Raw genomic sequence first — 17,547 nt, 5'->3', positions numbered from 1 at the left:
GTGCGGCGTGCGGATTCTGGCGGGTAACGCGCTGACGGGTTTCCGGGCCCGTCACCGGATCCCTTTCGGCCTGCCGGAGGCCGTGCTGGCACTGCTGCTCCTGGTCATCGAGTTTGTGCTGGTCAGTGAACCGGTGACTCTCGCGTCGATTCTCTGCGCTGTCGCCGGTGTCGCCCTGGTCCTCACCGCACCCCGGTGGCCCCTGGCGTCCGCGGTCCTCACCCTCCCGTTCGTCGCCGCCTCGTCCTACGTTGCCGCGGACGCCGCGACCTACGCCGTCTTCTTCGTGCTCATCATCATCGAGGTGGTCACCGCCAGCGGTCTCGCCGCCGTGGGACTGGCCCTGGCACTGGTCCACACCGCCCTGGTCATGGTGGATTTCGCGACGATGACGGTCGACAGTGACCCGGTGGTCGTGACCGTGACACTGGTCCTGCTCAGCACCGGTTATTTCGTCGGCCGTAACCGGCTGGCGCAGGCGCTCAACAATGCGGCACTGCGGCGGTCGCTGGCGGACAGTCAACGGCTGCAGCGCATCGGTCTGGCCCGTGAGCTCCATGATTCGGTGGCCACCTCCCTGACCGGTGTCGTCATGAGGTCCCAGGCCCTCGAGCTGACGGTGGGTGACCGCGCGGACCCTGAGGTGGTCGAGGGGCTCAGGGACATCTCCCGCAGTTCACGTCAGGCGCTGGAACAGTTGCGGACGATGCTGCGCCTGCTCAGTTCGGACAGTGCGGACACCGGTGCCGACAGTGCGGGGCCGCCACCGTCGTTGCGGGACTCCCTGGAGACGTCGACCCGCGAACTCCGCGCCCACGGTCTGCGGGTGCGGTCCCATGTCAGTCTTCCGCGCGCATCCCGGGAACCTGTGGTGGATCTGCAGGCCCTGTCCCGGATTCTCACCGAGATGACCGCCAACGCCGCGAAGCACTCCCCCGACCACGCTGAGGTGTGGTTGAGCTGCAGGGTGAATGCGGGTAACTCGGTGACGGTGTCGATGGTGAACCCGGTTTCCGACAGCGCCGGGGCAGATCCTGCGCTGACCAGTGACCTGGGGATGGGGTCGATGGTCGCCAGGGCCCATACGGCGGGAGGGGAGCTGGTCGCCGGTCCGGTCAACAGAGATCACGGATCCGGTGGTCCCCAGCTCTGGCGCACGGCCGTCACGCTGCCTATTGTTGGAGGCGACGTATCGCCCCCCACGTCTCCGTGACTCTCTTACAGAGGAGAAAATCTTGTCCAGTTCCCGCCCGAAGTCCCTGCTGCGCCGTCTTTCCGCCGGTGCCGTGACCGTGGTCCTCGCCTCCGGCCTGTGTGTCGGTACCGCCTCAGCCGACACCGGCTCCGTCAACTACAAGGCGTCCCTCGGTTCGATCTTCTCCTGCAAGAAGCACAACCACTTCTACTGCTGACGTCACCGGTGACGTTCTCTCCCTCTCCCGGCTCCTCCTCCGGGGCCGCTTCCGTCCCCTCTCCCTCCGGCACGATCCGGCTCCTGCTGGTCGACGACGACCCGTTGGTCCTGTCCTCGCTGCGCCTGTACTTCAGCACTCCCGCCGCCTCGGACATCGAGGTGGTCGGGGAGGCGTGCGACGGTGCCGGTGCACTCGACCTTCTCGGCAGGATCGACACTGACGTCCTCATGGCCGACATCCACATGCCGACCATGGACGGGGTGGAGCTGCTGCGTCATGTCCGCGAGCTGGAGCGCCCCCCGGTGTTCATCGCGATGACCGCGTTGGACGAGGACGCGACGATGCTGTCGGTTCTCTCGCTCGGCGGCGCGGGGTACATCCTGAAGAGCTCCCGCCCGGAGTTCATCATCGAGACGGTCCATCAGGCACTCGCCGGCGGTACCGTCGTCAGCCCGCAGCCTGCCACCCGTCTGATGAGGCATCTCCCTGCCGGTGGGGGACTGTCGGCGGAGGACGCGGACCGGCTGGACAGGCTCTCCCCCTCTGAGGAGAAGGTCCTGTCACTGGTGTGCGCGGGGTTGTCGAATGCGGAGATCGCCCGCAGAACGGGGCGTTCAGCCAGCGCGGTGAAGAAGACGGTGTCCTCTCTGCTCACCAAGTTCGGTACCGATTCGCGGGTGCAGCTGGCTGTCCTGGCGGTCGAGGCCGGGTTCCACCCCGAGGACCAGTAGGGTCCGGCAGAAGTACCTGCGGATTCCCCGGGCCCGCGGGGCTGCGGGCGGGCGGGTGGCGTGGTCGGTGGGACTGTGTGACCGGCCCCCGCAGCCAGATCCACAGCTAATGTCCGATCTGCGAAACTTTTTTCCGATCTGCCGCCGAAACTTCCCGATCACCCCCGGTAAGGATAACCTTTCCGACATGCGACGTTTCCCCCGTTCCCACGCCACGCCCCGCCCGCGTACGACCCCCCGCCCCCNTCTGGTGGGGGCGGTCGGGTTTGTCAGAGGGCGAGGGGGGGCGCGAGGGGGCAGCCCCGCGGGTGTCGCGGCGGGCCCCCGCGCCCGCGCCCCCCCCCCCCCCCCCCCCCCCCCCCCCCCCCCCCCCCCCCCCCGCCCCCCCCCCCCCCCCCCCCCCCCGCCCCCCCCCCCCCCCCCCCCCCCCGCCCCCCCCCCCCCGACCCCCGCCGCAACAATGGCCACGGCGGCACCAGCGGCCACGGCCTCCGCCCCTACACGGGGCACCGTCATCTCCTCCTCTGTCCTCCCGGACGACCTGGTGCTCACCCGTTCCAGCGGTGGCTGGCACTTCGAGTACGAGACGGACGGCCCCCACGGAGAGAAGGCCTCCAGTCTCGGCACCCTCTATCTGCCACAGGGACAGGCGCCCGAGGGCGGATGGCCGGTACTGGTCTACGGCCACGGCACCCAGGGCCTGGGGGACGCCAACGTCTCCTGGACAGGCTGGGTCGGGGAGGACAACACCGGCGACCAGTACCTGGCCCACTGGCTGGACGCCGGCTTCGCCGTCGCCGCACCCGAGTACGTCGGTCTCGGCACCGACGGGGTCCACCCCTACCTCAACACCCACAGTGAGGGTGCCGCGATGATCGACATCGTCCGGGCGTCCCGGTCGCTCAGCGACGACCTGTCCACCACATGGGTCACCAACGGTTACTCGCAGGGTGGCCACGCTTCGATGGCGGCGGCGGAGATGGCCGCGGAGTACGCCCCGGAGCTCCACCTCGCCGCAGTCACCGCCGGCGGCGTCCCCGCCGGTATCGCCGACGAGCTTGCCGTGGTCACCCCGGTCCTGCAGTTCAGCCAGCCTGACCTGGAGACTTACCTGGCTTTCGTGCTCGCCGGATTCCGCGCGGCGCGACCTGACTTCCCCCTCGACGACTACCTCACCGACACGGGCCGGCGGATCGTCGATCTGGCGGAGACCGCGAACTACTTCGAGATGTCGGACGCCGTGGCCGACATTCCCGTCGGTGACCTGGTGACCAGGCCTCTGGCCACCGGTGACCTCCTGCCCGCGGTGCGGGAGCACCTCGCCGTCCCGGTCGACGGGTACGACGCCCCGGTCTTCATCTACCAGCAGGCATACGACATGGTCAGTCCTGCCCCGTTCACCGCCCGCCTGGTGGCGGAGGCCGAGGCCAACGGCATGGACGTCACCTACCGGGTCGACGAGGACCCCGCGGGCCACGCCGGGTGGACCGACGGTCTCGAGGACGCCGTCGCCTTCGCATCGTCGCGGGTCTGAAGGGGCCCGGAAGAGCGTCCGGACAACCTGCACCGAGATCGCACCGAGGCGTCAGTCGATTGCCAGGGTCCTCCAAGAAGCCGCTCGTAGATTGAATCTCATCGGCAGACAGAAAGGATCCGTATACGGCAGCTGAGCATTCTCCTCTTGAAACGTCAGCAGGAAACCCCCGGTCAGTGGCGACACTGCCGGGGGTGACCTGTGTCCGGCGGCAGGCACCGGGCACAGCGGGGGTCGGAGTCTCCCGCCCCGGAGCCCGGAACTCGGCGTCCTCTACAGGAAGTTGAGGTAGGCCTTGGACGGTGTCGGCCCCCGCTGCCCCTGGTACTTCGACCCCAGGGCACCGGAGCCGTAGGGGTTCTCCGCCGGACTGGAGAGGGTGAAGATGGCCAGCTGACCGATCTTCATGCCGGGGTACAGTGCGATCGGCAGATTGGCGGTGTTCGACAGTTCGAGGGTCACGTGGCCGGTGAAACCCGGGTCGATGAACCCTGCGGTCGAGTGCGTGAGCAGACCGAGGCGTCCGAGAGAGGACTTCCCCTCCAACCGTGCGGCGAGGTGGTCGGGCACGGTGATGTACTCCAGGACCGAACCGAGGACGAATTCCCCGGGGTGGAGGATGAAGGCCTCCCCGGCGATGCCGCCGTCGGCGATGGCGGTGCCGTCCTCCCCCAGTCCGTCACCGACCTCGACGAGGGTGGTGAGTTCCTCCTGGGGCAGCCGTGGGTCGATGTGGGTGTACTTCGAGTTGTTGAAGACCCGGAAGTAGCGGTCCAGGCGCACGTCGATGCTGGACGGCTGGACCATCGACGGGTCGAAGGGGTCGAGGGACAGTGCCCCGTCGGCGATGGCGGTGCGGATGTCTCGGTCGGAAAGAAGCACGTGAACAGCGTAGCGCAGTCAACACGTGGGGCTGGCTCCGGGACTGCGCCGGGGTGTGTTACAGTACTTAGCGTTGCCCGGTCGGAGACCCTGGTAGAGAAACCTGGTCGAAGACTGCAGCATTGCTGCCGGGCACTGCCGATGTAGTTCAATGGTAGAACTCCTGCTTCCCAAGCAGGTGGCGCGGGTTCGATTCCCGTCATCGGCTCAGCAGCGGTTCTCCTCCCGGACCTGCCCGCGTGCACTGCACGTCAGGCTCCGTGTGCGGGACCGCCGCCCGCCCCCTTAGCTCAGTCGGCAGAGCGTTTCCATGGTAAGGAAAAGGTCGACAGTTCGATTCTGTCAGGGGGCTCGGAACGATCACGACCCGGTACAGCTGCCGCCAGCTCTGCCGGGTCGTTGCGTATCTGCACCCCGGACCGCGTCCGGTCTCCGTCACATCCGACTCCGTTACACGGCCACCCCCGTGCCCCACGGAGCGCCTCCGGGACCGCCGGACACCGACGCACACTGACTCCGGATTCAACTCACCGTGAACGTAAAACCGCAGGTGACACGCCCCCGCAAGCAGTACGTAACGTTGGCTTAACTTACGTGACCAACATCACTGTTTTTTGTGTAACGCCTGTTCAGTGCCCCTCTCCTTTTGCGGCTACTACCAGGAAACTCCTGGTCAGACCAGATGTTGACCGCCTCCGTACAGACAGGACCGTCGTGTAACGGCGGGGAAAGCATTACTGTTACCCCCGTACCTCTCCAGTCAAGCCCCCTCACCTGCCGGCACACAGAAACGACTCTCCCATGGTTCTCCGCACTCCACCGTCGACCTCCCGGTCAACAGGAAACCCCTTCCCTGACGTCATCCCCCGCCCCTCCCTCCCTCACCTCGCCAAGACCGCGGACACCCGCCGGTTCCGGCACTCCCAGCGCACGGTGTTCTACGTCCTCAGTGACACCCTCGCCGTCGTCACCGCGGTCCTCATCGCCGACCTGCTCTCGATCTACACCTGGGCACCAGACTTCGGCGTCATCACCGACCACTTCTTCACCGCCCGGAACCTCCTGCTCAGCGCAGCGGTCTCGGTCTTCTGGCTCGCCTGCATCGGCCTCACCCACGGCTACAGTCACCAGGCCCGCACCTTCCACCGCATCGGCCGCGAGAACGTCATCAAGGGCAGCCTGGTCTTCGCCTCCGGCCTCGCCATGGTCGACGCCATCTCCTCCTACTCGGTGTTCCGGCACTTCGCCCTGTTCGGCCTGCCCGTCGGACTGTTCCTGCTCATGGTCTCCCGGATGGTGAACCTGCGGGTCACCGACCGTTTCCGCACCGACCTCAGGCACAGCTTCCTGGCGATCGGACAGGTCAGGGACATCAACCGCATGATCCTGTCCTTCCATGACAGGGAGGACGTCGGCGACCTCATCCACGGCATCCTCCTCACCGACCCGGAGAACCGGGACGAGCTCCTCGACGTCCACGGCATTCCCGTCGACGGAATCTGCATGAGCATCCTCACCACCGAGGAGTTCGCCAAGGCCGCCGCGGGCTACGAGTGTGACGCCGTGTGGGTGGCGTCCATCGGAGAGTTCGGCCACCGTAATCTCCGCAGGCTGTCCTGGCAGCTGGACAAGCTCAACATGCGCCTGTACCTCGACCCCATGCTCGAGGGCATCAGCGGCACCCGGCTGGACGTCGTGCCCTTCGGCCCCCGCCACGCACTGTTCGTCGACCGTCCCCGGTTCAGCGCCGCCAACGGGCTGATCAAGAGGGTCTTCGACATCACCGTCTCGGCGGTCGCCCTCATCCTCGTCTCACCGGTCATGCTGCTCACCGCACTGGCGATCAAGCTCGAGGACCGGGGCCCGGTCTTCTACGTGAGCACCCGTATCGGCCTGCACGGCCAGCCGTTCCGCATCTTCAAGTTCCGCAGCATGCACACGGACGCCGACGCCCGCCTCCAGAAGCTGCGCGAGCAGGTCGGCGCGGAAGGACTGTTCAAGATGAAGAACGATCCCAGGGTCACCAGGGTCGGACGCTTCATCCGCAAGACGAGCATCGACGAGCTACCCCAGTTCTTCAACTCCCTCATGGGCAGCATGAGCGTCGTCGGTCCGCGCCCCCACCTCAAGCACGAGGTCGACGCCTTCGGCTCCGACATGAGGATGCGTATGGAGGTCCGCCCCGGCATCACCGGACTGTGGCAGGTCTCCGGCCGCTCCGACCTGACCCCCGAACAGGCTGAACGGCTCGACCTGTACTACGTGGACAACTGGTCGCTCGCCCTGGACATCAAGACCATCGCGCGCACGTTCCGCGCCGTGGCCCTGTCACGTGGCGCCTACTGAGCCGGGGGCAGTCGGAACGACCATGAAGATCCTGCACGTCACCGACTGCTACCACGGTGGGGTCGCCACCGCCGTCGAGCAGTACGCCCGGCTTCTGCCCGACCACAGCCACCTGCTGCTGTCCAACAACGCCCGCAGCTCCGCCCCGCCCGTCCCGCGCAGCCCCGGTGTCTTCACCGTGGACCGGGAACTCCCGGCGTCCCCCCTCGCCGCCGTGCGCGCGGTCCGCGACGCCGTCGCCGAACTGCGCCCGGACGTCGTCCACGCCCACTCCAGTTTCGCCGGGGTCTACGTCCGCCTCGCCGCAGCACTCGACCGCATGACACCCGGCCGCGACACCGTCCCGGTGGTGTACACCCCGCACAGTTTCGCCTTCGAACGGGCCGACATCCCCGCCGCGCAACGCCGGGCCTTCCGACTGCTGGAGAAGATGCTCTACCCGTTGACCACCGTGGGGGCACCCTGCGCGGTCTGGGAGGGTGAACTCATGTGCGGTCTCGGACACGGCCTGCCGTGGACAGTGCCTGTCACCGTGGTCCCGAACGTGCTCGCCGAGGACCACCCCGCCCCCGTGGACAGCTGGTCACCCACCCTCCCGCAGACGGTGGGCGTGGTCTCCCGGGTGACCCCGCAACGCGACCCGGCCTTCTTCGCCGCCACCGCCCGGCTGATCCGCGGGGAACTGCCGGAGACCCGCTTCGTGTGGATCGGGGACGGGGACGGCAAAGACACCTCCCTCATTCCCGTTCTCGAGGACGCCGGGGTCGAGGTCACCGGCTGGCTCAACGGGGATGAGCTTCACCGGCGCATCGCAGAACTGTCAGTGGTGGTCCACACCGCAAGGTGGGACGGGTTCCCCATGTCGGTCCTCGAGGTCCGCAGGATCGGCGTCCCCCTCCTCGTCCGGGACATCCCGGCCCTGCAGGAGTGCCCGGCCGAGGCGAGGTTCGGCACACCGGAGGACGCCGCGCGCAGGGCAGTCCGGATCCTCACCGCGGGAAGGGACCCTGCGGACTGGACGTCACTTGACCGTGCGCACTCCCCGCAGACCCAGCGGGACCGGCTCACCTCGGTTTATGATCTGGCGGTGGGGAGAACCTCCGACCGGAAGGCAGTGCTGTGACCGCACGGACCGACAGCAGTCACACCCGGGGGCCGGCCTCGTCGCCCCTGGTCCTCGGGGTGTGCCTCGGTGCGGTCGCACTGGCGGTGGGTCTGCTCGTCCGTCCCAGGCTCACCGGACTGTTCGGCGGATTCGGCAATGACGCCGCCACCATCCGCTGGATCATGTCCTCCCCCTTTGACGCGGCGGACCTCGGCGCCGGCTCGTACAGTGCCATCGCCGCGTTCTACACCCGCATCGGCATGGTGGAGGCGCCGACAGCCGCCGCCGTCCTCGGCGTCGTCATCGGCGCAGCCGTCCTCGGGGCCGTGCTGGTACGTGTGGACAGTGTCCACCTGAGCACCCTCGCCCTGGTGCTCGCACTGGTCACCCCCCTGGCCGTCGGCGTGTACCAGGCGGCCTACACCAAGGAGGTGGTCATCTCCCTGGCGATGCTGGTCATCGTGCTGATGCCGGTCAACCTCCTCGGAGAGATCCTCGTTGTCGCGTCCATGGCACTGCTGGGGGCGGAGTTCCGCACCTACTGGTTCATCGTCATGGGCCTCTACGTGGTCTTCCGGGTACTGCTCAGCCGACGTCCGGCCGGTCCTGGGACCCGCAGCACCGCACAGGTGGTGTGGATGATCGTGGGAGTTGCGGTGGTCACCGGCCTGGCGGTGTGGACCGTGATGGGCGTACCTGCGGACAGTTTCCGTACAGACGCCAACGACACCGCCGAAAGGCAGGCGAACACCGGCTCGTTGATCACCCGGTTCGTCAATGCCCCGGAACCGCTCGGCGGCATCCTGAACTCCACCCTGACCTCACTGTTCTTCATCGTCCCCCTGCCGATGCTGGCGAAGTTCTCGCCGTACTACCTGGTGATCGGCGTACTTTTCGCACTCATCTGGACCAGCGCGGTCCGGGCCGCCGGCACGGCGGGCAGGGGGAACCCGCTGCTCGCCCGGTTCACCGCACTTCCCCTGGCTTTTCTCGTTGTCCAGGGCCTGTTCGAACCTGACTGGGGTTCCGCCCTGCGGCACACCACCCCGATCCTTCCGCTCATCGTCGGCGCGGTGGCGCTGGCCAGCCGCCAGGCTGCGCAGGACACCGTGCCGGACCCCGGCGACGACCCTCCCGGTGAGACAGGTACCGGACACCCGATCCACTGCCCGCCATCTTCCCGACGACTAAGGACCACCATGATCTCCCGGACTTCACCAGCCTCCACCGCATCTTCGGCCGGTGGAACGTTCTCCGCCCGCAACGTGCTCGTCGACTACCTGGGTCATCTGCGCAGGTCCTGGTGGATGCTCGTCGTCGGCGCGCTCGTGGGCGCCCTCGCCGGCTGGGGTGCCACCGCTCTCATGACCAAGGAGTACACGGCGACCGCCCAGGTGTACGTGGGCACGGCGTCCACCGGCGGTTCCAGTGACGCCTACCAGGGCGTCCTGCTCAGCCAGAAGCAGGTCGGCTCCTACGCGGAGGTGGCCAACGGCCGGGCACTGAGCCAGCGCGTAGTCGACCAGCTCGGCCTCGACCGCACGCCCGACGAGGTCATGGCGATGCTCGACGCCGGAGCCCACAAGGACACCGTCATCCTCGATCTCACGGCCGTCTCCGGGGATCCCGTGCTCTCACGGGATGTGGCGAATTCTGCGGCGACCCAGCTGCAGCAGATGGTCCGTGAGCTCAACGAGCAGACCTCAGCTCCCGGTGCCGGCGGCGCCCCGCAGCTCGCACTGCTCAACCAGGCGGTCACGCCGACGTCGCCCTCGTCCCCGAACATGTCCCTGAACATCGCCCTCGGACTTGTGGTGGGCCTTGTGGTGGGCGCTGTCGCCGCCGTGTGCCGGGGCCTGTTCGACCGCAGGATCACCGATCCCGCGGCCATCCAGGAGATCGTCGACGCCCCGGTCATCGGCAGCGTCGGTACCGCCGACGTCCTCGTCGAGCACCACACCCTCGATTTCTCCGGTGCCCCCACCCCGGCCGCCGAGCAGTTGCGGGAGCTGCGCACGAACCTCAGGTTCCTCGACGTCGACAATGCCCCCACAGTGCTGGCCGTCACCTCGGCGATGCCCGGTGACGGCAAGTCCACCCTGGCGGTGAACCTGGCCCTCGCCCTGGCCGATGACGGTGAGAGCGTCTGCCTGGTCGACGCCGACCTGCGTGACCCGAGTGTCACGAACTATGTGGGCAACAATCTCCAGAGTGCGGTGGGCCTGTCCACGGCCCTGTCAGGCCGGGCGGACATCGGCGACGTCATCCAGTCGACCGCCACGGAGGGGCTGAGTGTGGTCGCCTCCGGTCCGATTCCGCCGAACCCTGCAGAACTGCTCGGGTCCAGGCGCTTCGGGGAGATCCTCGCCCAGCTCGCCGCCCGTTTCGACCATGTCATCCTCGACGCGTCCCCGGTGCTGCCCGTCCCCGACGGTGCGCTGGTCGCCTCTCCCGCGGACGGGGTGCTGATCACGGTGCGGTACAACGGCCCCACCCCCGACCAGCTCCCCGCGGCGGCAGACACCCTCACCGCCGTGAACTCCCGGATCCTGGGTACCGTCTTCACCCAGACTCCGGCGCCGAAGGGAAGGTACGGCAGGGACAACGGCCACGGCGCGCACGGGTACGGGGCCACCGCAGCCACCGCCGGTACCGCAGCCACCCCGGACCTCCCGGACGCAGCCACGGACGGGCCAGAAACCGGGCCAGAATCCGGGCCAGAATCCGGGGAGGACGCCGGACGCACCGCCTCCACGGGTACACAGGACTCCGTCAGCGTCGAGGTACCCGGCGGTACCTCCCGCCCCGACCCCGACCGCTGAATTCGACGGACGGAGCCGGCCGGCCCCCCCCCTGCCCCTCTTACCCCTCTNTCGTCGCACCGGGCTTCGAGATGAAGATCTCGGACGCCGTACGCCGGGGAGACCCGGGGACTGTCCGCAGATGGACTCTCCGGGGCCTCTGGTCCAGTGTCGTCCTGGCGTTCTTCTCCGCGGTCGTCGTCGTCGCTGCCGTGGTCTTCGCGGCAGACGGCCCGGATGTCACGGCCCGGACCCTCCTCTGCCTGGGCGTGTTCACTCTCGGTTCCCTGGTGACGTCGCTGGTGACGAAGGTCCCCTACATCACCGGCAGAGATTCGCTGTGCCTCGTCTGGTCGGTGATCCGGCCCACGATCCTCGGTGTCTCCCTGCTCACCCTGTCGGACGGTCCACTGCTCACCGCCATCGCGGTGGCGCAGCTTGTCAGTGCCGCGGCATTTGTCCCCCTTGTCCTCCTTCCCCCGGCGGACACCGTCCCCCACACCCCCTCACCGTCCCGCGAAAGGAAGTCCACATGGAAAGCAAGGCGCTGATCCTGCACGGATACAGCTCGAGAAACCGGGGTGACGGTCTTCTCGTCGAGGAGACCGTGGCACTTCTCAGGGAAGCCCTCGGCGGGGACACGGACATCACCCTGTGCGCCTCCGACCCGGAGAGCTTCCGTCATCTTCCGGTGACCCTCCACAGTTCCCGCCCCTCTGCCCGCGGTTGGCGGCGTGACTATCTGCGGGTGCTGCGTCAGCTCGACAGGTATGACCTGGTCGTCGGGGTCGGTGGGGGATACCTGCGGGCAGGGCGGGTCACGGAAGCGCTGAAGTGTGCCCTGGTCATGGGTCCGCAGCTGGTCGCCGCCGCCTTCACCTCCTCGCCCACCGTCTATCTTCCGCAGAGCATCGGCCCTCTCCGCGGCGGCACCCGGGCACTCTACGCACCACTGCTGCGGCGGCTGTCCCTGGTCATGGTGCGTGACGACCGGTCGATGAAGGAGCTCGGCCTGGACGTCGGGCCGAACAACGCGGTGCGCATGCCGGACCTCGCGATCGCGTCCCCTGACTTCACCTCACGGTTCGACGGTGCCCCGGAGACGACGGGGCTCGGGGACGCAGACCGTCCCGGAGGGCACCCCGGGTCCCCGTCCACCGTCCTCAGCGTCCGTCAGGTCCACGGGAAACTGCCTCCACTGGTGGTGTCGCTCGCCGGGAGACTGCGGGACGCCGGAGTCCCGGTCGTCGGCTACGTCCAGAGCACCGTCGGCGGCAACGACGACGGAGCCGCCCAGGAGCAGGTCACCCCGGGGAACACTGTCGACGAGGACGAGTATCTGCGCCGTGGCGTCCACCACCAGGACCCGCCCAGGGTGGTGGTCGCCGTGCGCCTCCACGCGGCGCTCCTGGCGGTCCGCGCCGGGCACCGGGTCATCCACCTCGCCTACGAGAGGAAGGGGTTCTCCGCGTTCGCCGACCTCGGACTCGGGGAGTGGGTGCACAACGTCAACAGTTTCGATGTCGACCAGGTGGTGTCGCAGGTGGTCGGGTTGCGTGAGGATCCGGAGGATCAGTCGCGCTACGATTCGCGTGTACGCTCCAGTGTTCCGGTGCTGCAGGAGCGGCACCGGGAAATGGTCGACGATCTCCGTCGACTGGCCCGGACCACGAGCCCCGCCTGACCCCGTCCCGTCCGGCCGGTCCTGACCGTTTCCGTCCAGCTCTCCACAGTCCAGCTCTCCACCACTCCGTCCCTCCACCTCACAGGAGACCGAAGCCATGTCGTCAGCCATGTCGTCCGAACAGCAGTCATCTGCTCCCCCCCAGACCCCCGCACCCCTGCGGGTCCTGTTCGTGTGCACCGGGAACATCTGCCGCTCCCCTGCCGCCGAGTACCTTCTCCGCGACTACCTCGGCGGTGACCACCCGGGCATTGCCGTGTCGAGTGCCGGTGTCGCCGGTCTGTCCGGTCACCCCATGGACTCCAGGTCCGTCGACTACCTGAAGGGCAGGGGCATCGACGGGAACGGCTTCTCCGCACGGCGTGTCAGCCGTCGGATCCTGGAAGCCCAGGACCTGGTGGTCTGCTTCGAGCAGCGTCAGGTGGACTCCTGTCTCATCACCCACCCCGGCGCGATGTCGAAGACGTTCCGTCTGCCGCAGCTGGCGCAGTGGCACCGCAGTGGTCTGCTCCCCTCCCTGACCGCCCTCCCGGAACTCCGGCACGGGCTGCCCAGGGTGGACGGGGATGTCGAGGATCCGGTCGGTTTCAGCTCGGCGAAGGAGTACACCCGGGTACTTGAGGCGATCGACAACGACGTCGCGGAACTGTCCGCCCTGCTGACCTACGGGCGCTGACGATGACGCACCGGGTGGGACCACGGTCACGCGGCCGGCGACGGATCCGCGGCGGGCGGCTGCGCCGCACCGTGCTCGTCGCCGTCGTCCTCGTCCTGGCCCTCACTGTCGGGTGGTCCTGGTTCGCGGTGAAGGAGATCTACTTCCCCCGGATGGACCCGGTGCCGGACGACGTCGACGTGATCGTGCAGCTCGGTGGCGTCCCGCCCGGGGACTACCAGGCTGCGCGGGACCTGGCACAGCAGCTCGGAGTTCCGGACCTGGTGCTGTCGAACCCGGTGGGACAGGTCATTGAGGACCGGTACTGCGGGGAGCTTCCGGGTGTCCGGGTCCACTGTTTCGCCCCGGACCCGTCCACCACCCGGGGTGAGGCACGGGGGTTCGCCGCCCTGGCGGACGCCAACGGCTGGCGGTCCGCCTATGTCACCGGGACGAGTCGCGAGCATGTGGGGCGGGTCCGTCTGTACTTCAGCAGGTGCTGGGACGGTGAGCTGGCCGTGAACAGGCCGGCGTCCCCGAGGTCCGTCGGCGAGCATGTGCGCCAGGGTGTGTACCAGACCGCCGGGTGGGTGAAGGCCCTCGCGGCACGTTCCTGCTGACCCGTCAGTCGGGTCCGGGCGTCCTTCCCTGTCTGTCTTCCGGCCCCGTTCCCCCCTGCCACCCCCGTTGCGGGACCCTGGTAACGGTTCTGCCGCTTCCGCGATTGTTTCCTGCTCTTCATCCACCTGCGACTTCGATACGGAAGTACCCGACCGGGTACCCCCCTGGGGTATCCACCTGGCCACCCCCGGATCCCCGGCAGGCCCGTTGCACGTGTCCGGCCGGCCTGCCTATCGTCAGTGCACACCGCAGGGAAGACCGGCCCCACCAGGCAGAATCTCTCTTCTCTGGGTCATCTCCCCGCACAACACCACCGGCCCACTGCCGGATGCACCCCTCCGCAGGTCGCCTCAGCCGACCTCTCTCCCCCCGCAGTGGCAGTCAGCCCGGATCTACCTCCTCCGGCGCCTGACCCGGTGGTGTTTCTGCGTCCGCCCTCCCCCGGCACCGCAGCCCACAGCATTTCACCCTGTGGTCAGACCAAAGGAACTGTTCCGGTATAGGGTGGAGGGTGACTGCGCCCCCGGGGGCAGACGACGGGCCTTGACCGGTCCACAGGAGGACACTGACCTGCCCTCCCCCGCCTGCCCCTCCGACGACCGGCCCGGTCGGCCTACAGAAGACCGACACCCGAACCAGAACTGACGAACCACAACCTGAGGGGTGACTCCCCATGAAGATCGCACTATTCGCCACCTGCATCGTCGATGCAATGTACCCGGAGGTCGGGCAGGCGACCGTGAGCGTCCTCGAACGTCTCGGCCACCGCGTCATCTTCCCGGAACGCCAGGCATGCTGCGGACAGATGCACATCAACTCCGGCAAGTTCAGGGACGCCTACCCGGTCGTCCGCAACCACGTCCGGGCGTTCGAAGAGGAGAACTGGGACTACGCCGTCGCCCCCAGCGGCTCCTGTGTCGCCTCCCTGGGGCACCAGCACCCGATGATCGCCGAGTACAACGGCGACCCGGGCCTCGCCACCAGGGCCTCGGAGATCGCCGGACGAACCTACGAACTCTGCCAGTTCCTCACCGACGTCCTCGGGGTGACCGACGCGGCGGAGGAACTCGGCTCCTATTTCCCCCACACCGTCGCCTACCACCCCTCCTGCCACGGGATGCGCCTGCTGCGGCTCGGCGACCGGCAACGCGACCTTCTCGCCTCCGTGGAAGGTCTGGAACTGCGCACCATCAGCAACGAGGACGCCTGCTGCGGATTCGGGGGCACCTTCTCGGTGAAGAACCCGCAGGTCTCCGGCGCGATGCTCGGTGACAAGGTCGAGGCGATACTGTCGACCGGGGCGTCCACCTGCACCGGCGGTGACGCCTCCTGCCCGATGCACATCGGCGGCGGCCTGTCCCGGACCGGTCGCCTGGTCCCCGGAGAGGGGCACATCCCCGCCGCCGTGCACCTCGCCAGGATCCTCGCCTCGACGAAGGAGCATCCCCTGCTCCTGCCCGAGGAAGGCGCGACCGTGACAGGAGGTGCCCTGCGATGAGCGTCACCGACAACGGCAGCCGCACGGTCCTGGGCATGCCCACCGTCCCCGGCCACGGCAACCTCAATGAACTCCACCCCTTCCCCGAAGTCGCCGAACACGAGCTCGGCAACATCCAGATGCGCACCAACCTGCGCAAGGCGACCGGGACGATCCGCGGCAAACGCGCCCTCAGGGTGTCCGAGATGCCGGACTGGGAGGACCTGCGCGACGCCGCCGCAGCCACGAAGGACGACGTCATCGCCCGTCTCCCCGAACTCCTCATCCAGTTCGAGGACGCCTTCACCGCCGCCGGGGGCCACGTCCACTGGGCCCGTGACGCCGACGAGGCCAACACGATCGTCCGCACCCTCATCGAGCAGAACGCCCCGCTCAACGAAAAAGGACGCCGGGACGTCATCAAGGTCAAGTCCATGGCCACCCAGGAGATCGGCCTCAACGAGGCCCTGGCCCCGGCGGGCATCGACGCCTATGAGACGGACCTCGCCGAACTGATCGTGCAGCTCGGAGGCGACAAGCCCTCCCACATCCTGGTGCCCGCCATCCACCGCAACCGTGAGGAGATCCGTCAGATCTTCCTCAACGGCATGGATGACGTGGACCCCGACCTGGACTCCGAACCGGAGCACCTGGCGGAGGCGTCCCGCAGGCACCTGCGCCGGAAGTTTCTCGAGACCAGGGTCGCCGTGTCCGGGGCGAACTTCGGCATCGCGGAGACAGGGGCCCTGTCCGTCGTCGAGTCCGAGGGCAACGGCCGGATGTGTGTGACCCTGCCGGAGACGCTCATCACCGTGATGGGCATCGAGAAGCTGCTTCCGACGTTCCAGGATCTCGAAGTGTTCATGGAACTGCTCCCCCGGTCCTCCACCGGGGAACGGATGAACCCCTACACGTCTTTCTGGACCGGGGTGACCCCCGGTGACGGACCGCAGAACGTCCACGTCGTCCTGCTGGACAACGGACGGACCCAGGCCCTGGCGGACCGGCACGGGCGTACGGCCCTGCGCTGCATCCGCTGCTCGGCGTGCATGAACGTCTGCCCTGTCTACGAGCGGGCGGGCGGCCACGCCTACGGTTCGGTGTATCCGGGGCCGATCGGCGCAATCCTCACCCCACTGCTCACCGGGGTCGACGAATCCGCCAACGGGTCACTGCCGTACGCCTCCTCCCTGTGCGGGGCCTGTTTCGACGCCTGCCCGGTGAAGATCAACATCCCCGAGATGCTGACCAGGCTGCGCGCCCAGGACCAGGAGGTCAACCACGGTTCCCGCCTCCCGCACACGCAGCTGGACGCGGCCCTCGACGGGGCGAAGTGGATGATGAGCGACGGACGGCGCATGGCCCTGGTCGAGAAGGGTCTGCCCGTGGTCAATCGACTCTCCCCCCGCGGCGGCGTGTACGACCTGCCCGGTGTGGCCGGCCGGTGGACCTCCTCCCGTGACATCCCCCGGCCACCGGGGCAGTCCTTCCGCAGCTGGTTCCGGGAGAGGGAGAACCGGCGGCATGAACAGCACCCGGAAGAAAGGGACGGACAGTGACTTATTCACAGACCGGTTCGCAGGGCGGTTCGCAGGGCGACGCCCGCTCTGAGGTTCTCGCCCGGATACGGTCCTCCCTGGGCATCACGGGCGACGCCGGCAGCTCCCTGCCCCCCGGCGAGACCGTACCCGTGCCCCGCAGGTACCGGCGCGCCGGCACCCTGGCCGGAGAGCAACTGGTCAGCCTGCTCACCGACAGACTGGAGGACTACGACGCCACCGTCCGCCGTGTCGCCGACAACGACAGCGCGGTGGGTGACGCCGTGGCGTCCTTCCTCACCGACCGCGGGCACGGCGGCAGAGGCAGCAGGATCGTGGCACCGGCCACGCTCCGCGGGGGCTGGCTCGCCGGGTTCCGGGCGCAGGGTGGCGAGGTACTCCCGGATTCGGCGTCCTCCCCCGTCTCAGTCGCGGACCTTGACGCGGTCGATGCGGTGGTGACCGCATCGTTCTGCGCGGTCGCGGAATCCGGGACAGTCCTGCTCGCCGGGGAGAATTCAGGACGCCGCGCCACCACCCTGGTCCCCGATCACCATGTGGTGGTGGTCAGGGTCAGCGACATCGTCGAACTGCTCCCTGAGGCGGTCACCCGACTCACCGGTGTCGGACTGCACACCACACCGGTGACCATGGTCGCGGGTCCGAGCGCCTCCGTGGACATCGAACTGGTCCGTGTCCAGGGTGTCCACGGGCCCAGGACCCTCGACGTGGTCCTCGCCGGCTGAGGGACAGGTACG

The 17,547-nt window shown here is 68.2% G+C and carries 15 protein-coding genes and 2 tRNA genes; 16 read left to right on the top strand and 1 reads right to left on the bottom strand.

Going from position 1 to position 17,547, the window contains the following annotated elements:
* Nucleotides 1-7: 7 nt before the first annotated feature.
* The 4 genes from E0E18_RS10630 to E0E18_RS10620 all read left to right on the top strand — a co-directional run bounded on the left by E0E18_RS10630 (nt 8) and on the right by E0E18_RS10620 (nt 3,680).
* The gene (locus E0E18_RS10630; protein ID WP_066586559.1) at nt 8-1,213 is read left to right on the top strand and encodes a sensor histidine kinase; all 1,206 of its coding nucleotides are present in this window, start codon (nt 8-10) and stop codon (nt 1,211-1,213) included.
* A 22-nt stretch (nt 1,214-1,235) separates the two neighbouring features.
* Nucleotides 1,236-1,412, top strand: a complete 177-nt coding sequence (locus tag E0E18_RS13890) for a hypothetical protein (RefSeq protein WP_154669491.1) — start codon at nt 1,236-1,238, stop codon at nt 1,410-1,412.
* Nucleotides 1,413-1,522: 110 nt separating this feature from the next.
* Nucleotides 1,523-2,146, top strand: coding sequence for a response regulator (locus E0E18_RS10625; protein ID WP_237559815.1), 624 nt, complete (start codon nt 1,523-1,525; stop codon nt 2,144-2,146).
* A gap of 544 nt (nt 2,147-2,690) precedes the next feature.
* A complete protein-coding gene (locus tag E0E18_RS10620; protein ID WP_161972275.1) occupies nt 2,691-3,680 on the top strand; it encodes a lipase family protein in 990 nt (329 codons plus the stop codon).
* A 273-nt stretch (nt 3,681-3,953) separates the two neighbouring features.
* On the opposite strand, the gene dcd is transcribed toward E0E18_RS10620, so the two are convergent.
* Nucleotides 3,954-4,562, bottom strand: a complete 609-nt coding sequence (gene dcd, locus E0E18_RS10615) for a dCTP deaminase (RefSeq protein ID WP_066586551.1) — start codon at nt 4,560-4,562, stop codon at nt 3,954-3,956.
* A 137-nt stretch (nt 4,563-4,699) separates the two neighbouring features.
* On the opposite strand from dcd, the gene E0E18_RS10610 reads away from it, so the two are divergent.
* From E0E18_RS10610 to E0E18_RS10555, 12 genes are all read left to right on the top strand, one after another.
* Nucleotides 4,700-4,770 (top strand) — tRNA-Gly (locus E0E18_RS10610).
* Nucleotides 4,771-4,841: 71 nt separating this feature from the next.
* Nucleotides 4,842-4,914, top strand: a tRNA-Thr gene (locus E0E18_RS10605).
* 449 nt (nt 4,915-5,363) lie between these two features.
* Complete coding sequence (locus E0E18_RS10600) at nt 5,364-6,908, top strand: sugar transferase (protein ID WP_130840742.1); 1,545 nt, start codon at nt 5,364-5,366, stop codon at nt 6,906-6,908.
* 22 nt (nt 6,909-6,930) lie between these two features.
* A complete protein-coding gene (locus E0E18_RS10595) occupies nt 6,931-8,031 on the top strand; it encodes a glycosyltransferase (RefSeq protein WP_130840740.1) in 1,101 nt (366 codons plus the stop codon).
* A complete protein-coding gene (locus E0E18_RS10590) occupies nt 8,028-10,835 on the top strand; it encodes a tyrosine-protein kinase domain-containing protein (protein ID WP_130840737.1) in 2,808 nt (935 codons plus the stop codon). The genes E0E18_RS10595 and E0E18_RS10590 overlap by 4 nt, the downstream gene beginning before the upstream one ends.
* Before the next feature lie 71 nt (nt 10,836-10,906).
* The gene (locus tag E0E18_RS10585) at nt 10,907-11,365 is read left to right on the top strand and encodes a hypothetical protein (protein ID WP_130840735.1); all 459 of its coding nucleotides are present in this window, start codon (nt 10,907-10,909) and stop codon (nt 11,363-11,365) included.
* Nucleotides 11,347-12,498 (top strand): polysaccharide pyruvyl transferase family protein, encoded by a 1,152-nt coding sequence (locus E0E18_RS10580; RefSeq protein ID WP_130840733.1) that lies wholly within the window; start codon nt 11,347-11,349, stop codon nt 12,496-12,498. The genes E0E18_RS10585 and E0E18_RS10580 overlap by 19 nt, the downstream gene beginning before the upstream one ends.
* Nucleotides 12,499-12,595: 97 nt before the next feature.
* The gene (locus E0E18_RS10575; protein WP_272914250.1) at nt 12,596-13,174 is read left to right on the top strand and encodes an arsenate reductase/protein-tyrosine-phosphatase family protein; all 579 of its coding nucleotides are present in this window, start codon (nt 12,596-12,598) and stop codon (nt 13,172-13,174) included.
* A 14-nt stretch (nt 13,175-13,188) separates the two neighbouring features.
* Nucleotides 13,189-13,773, top strand: a complete 585-nt coding sequence (locus E0E18_RS10570; protein ID WP_237559746.1) for a hypothetical protein — start codon at nt 13,189-13,191, stop codon at nt 13,771-13,773.
* A gap of 674 nt (nt 13,774-14,447) precedes the next feature.
* Nucleotides 14,448-15,272, top strand: a complete 825-nt coding sequence (locus E0E18_RS10565) for a (Fe-S)-binding protein (RefSeq protein ID WP_130840728.1) — start codon at nt 14,448-14,450, stop codon at nt 15,270-15,272.
* Nucleotides 15,269-16,810, top strand: a complete 1,542-nt coding sequence (locus E0E18_RS10560; RefSeq protein ID WP_237559745.1) for a lactate utilization protein B — start codon at nt 15,269-15,271, stop codon at nt 16,808-16,810. Before E0E18_RS10565 ends, E0E18_RS10560 begins: the two co-directional genes overlap by 4 nt.
* Nucleotides 16,807-17,535, top strand: a complete 729-nt coding sequence (locus E0E18_RS10555; RefSeq protein WP_237559744.1) for a LutC/YkgG family protein — start codon at nt 16,807-16,809, stop codon at nt 17,533-17,535. Before E0E18_RS10560 ends, E0E18_RS10555 begins: the two co-directional genes overlap by 4 nt.
* Nucleotides 17,536-17,547: the final 12 nt, after the last annotated feature.

Origin of the sequence: Corynebacterium neomassiliense (assembly GCF_900626215.1) — a bacterium.
GTDB lineage: Bacteria > Actinomycetota > Actinomycetes > Mycobacteriales > Mycobacteriaceae > Corynebacterium > Corynebacterium neomassiliense.
This window is presented reverse-complemented; position numbering and strand designations above follow the sequence as displayed.

Bases quoted from the DNA above. Each gene is read 5' to 3' on its own strand.
- E0E18_RS10560 (WP_237559745.1), top strand. From the start codon at position 15,269: ATGAGCGTCACCGACAACGGCAGCCGCACGGTCCTGGGCATGCCCACC.
- E0E18_RS10565 (WP_130840728.1), top strand. From the start codon at position 14,448: ATGAAGATCGCACTATTCGCCACCTGCATCGTCGATGCAATGTACCCG.
- E0E18_RS10600 (WP_130840742.1), top strand. From the start codon at position 5,364: ATGGTTCTCCGCACTCCACCGTCGACCTCCCGGTCAACAGGAAACCCC.
- E0E18_RS10585 (WP_130840735.1), top strand. From the start codon at position 10,907: ATGAAGATCTCGGACGCCGTACGCCGGGGAGACCCGGGGACTGTCCGC.
- E0E18_RS10595 (WP_130840740.1), top strand. From the start codon at position 6,931: ATGAAGATCCTGCACGTCACCGACTGCTACCACGGTGGGGTCGCCACC.
- E0E18_RS10580 (WP_130840733.1), top strand. From the start codon at position 11,347: ATGGAAAGCAAGGCGCTGATCCTGCACGGATACAGCTCGAGAAACCGG.
- E0E18_RS10575 (WP_272914250.1), top strand. From the start codon at position 12,596: ATGTCGTCAGCCATGTCGTCCGAACAGCAGTCATCTGCTCCCCCCCAG.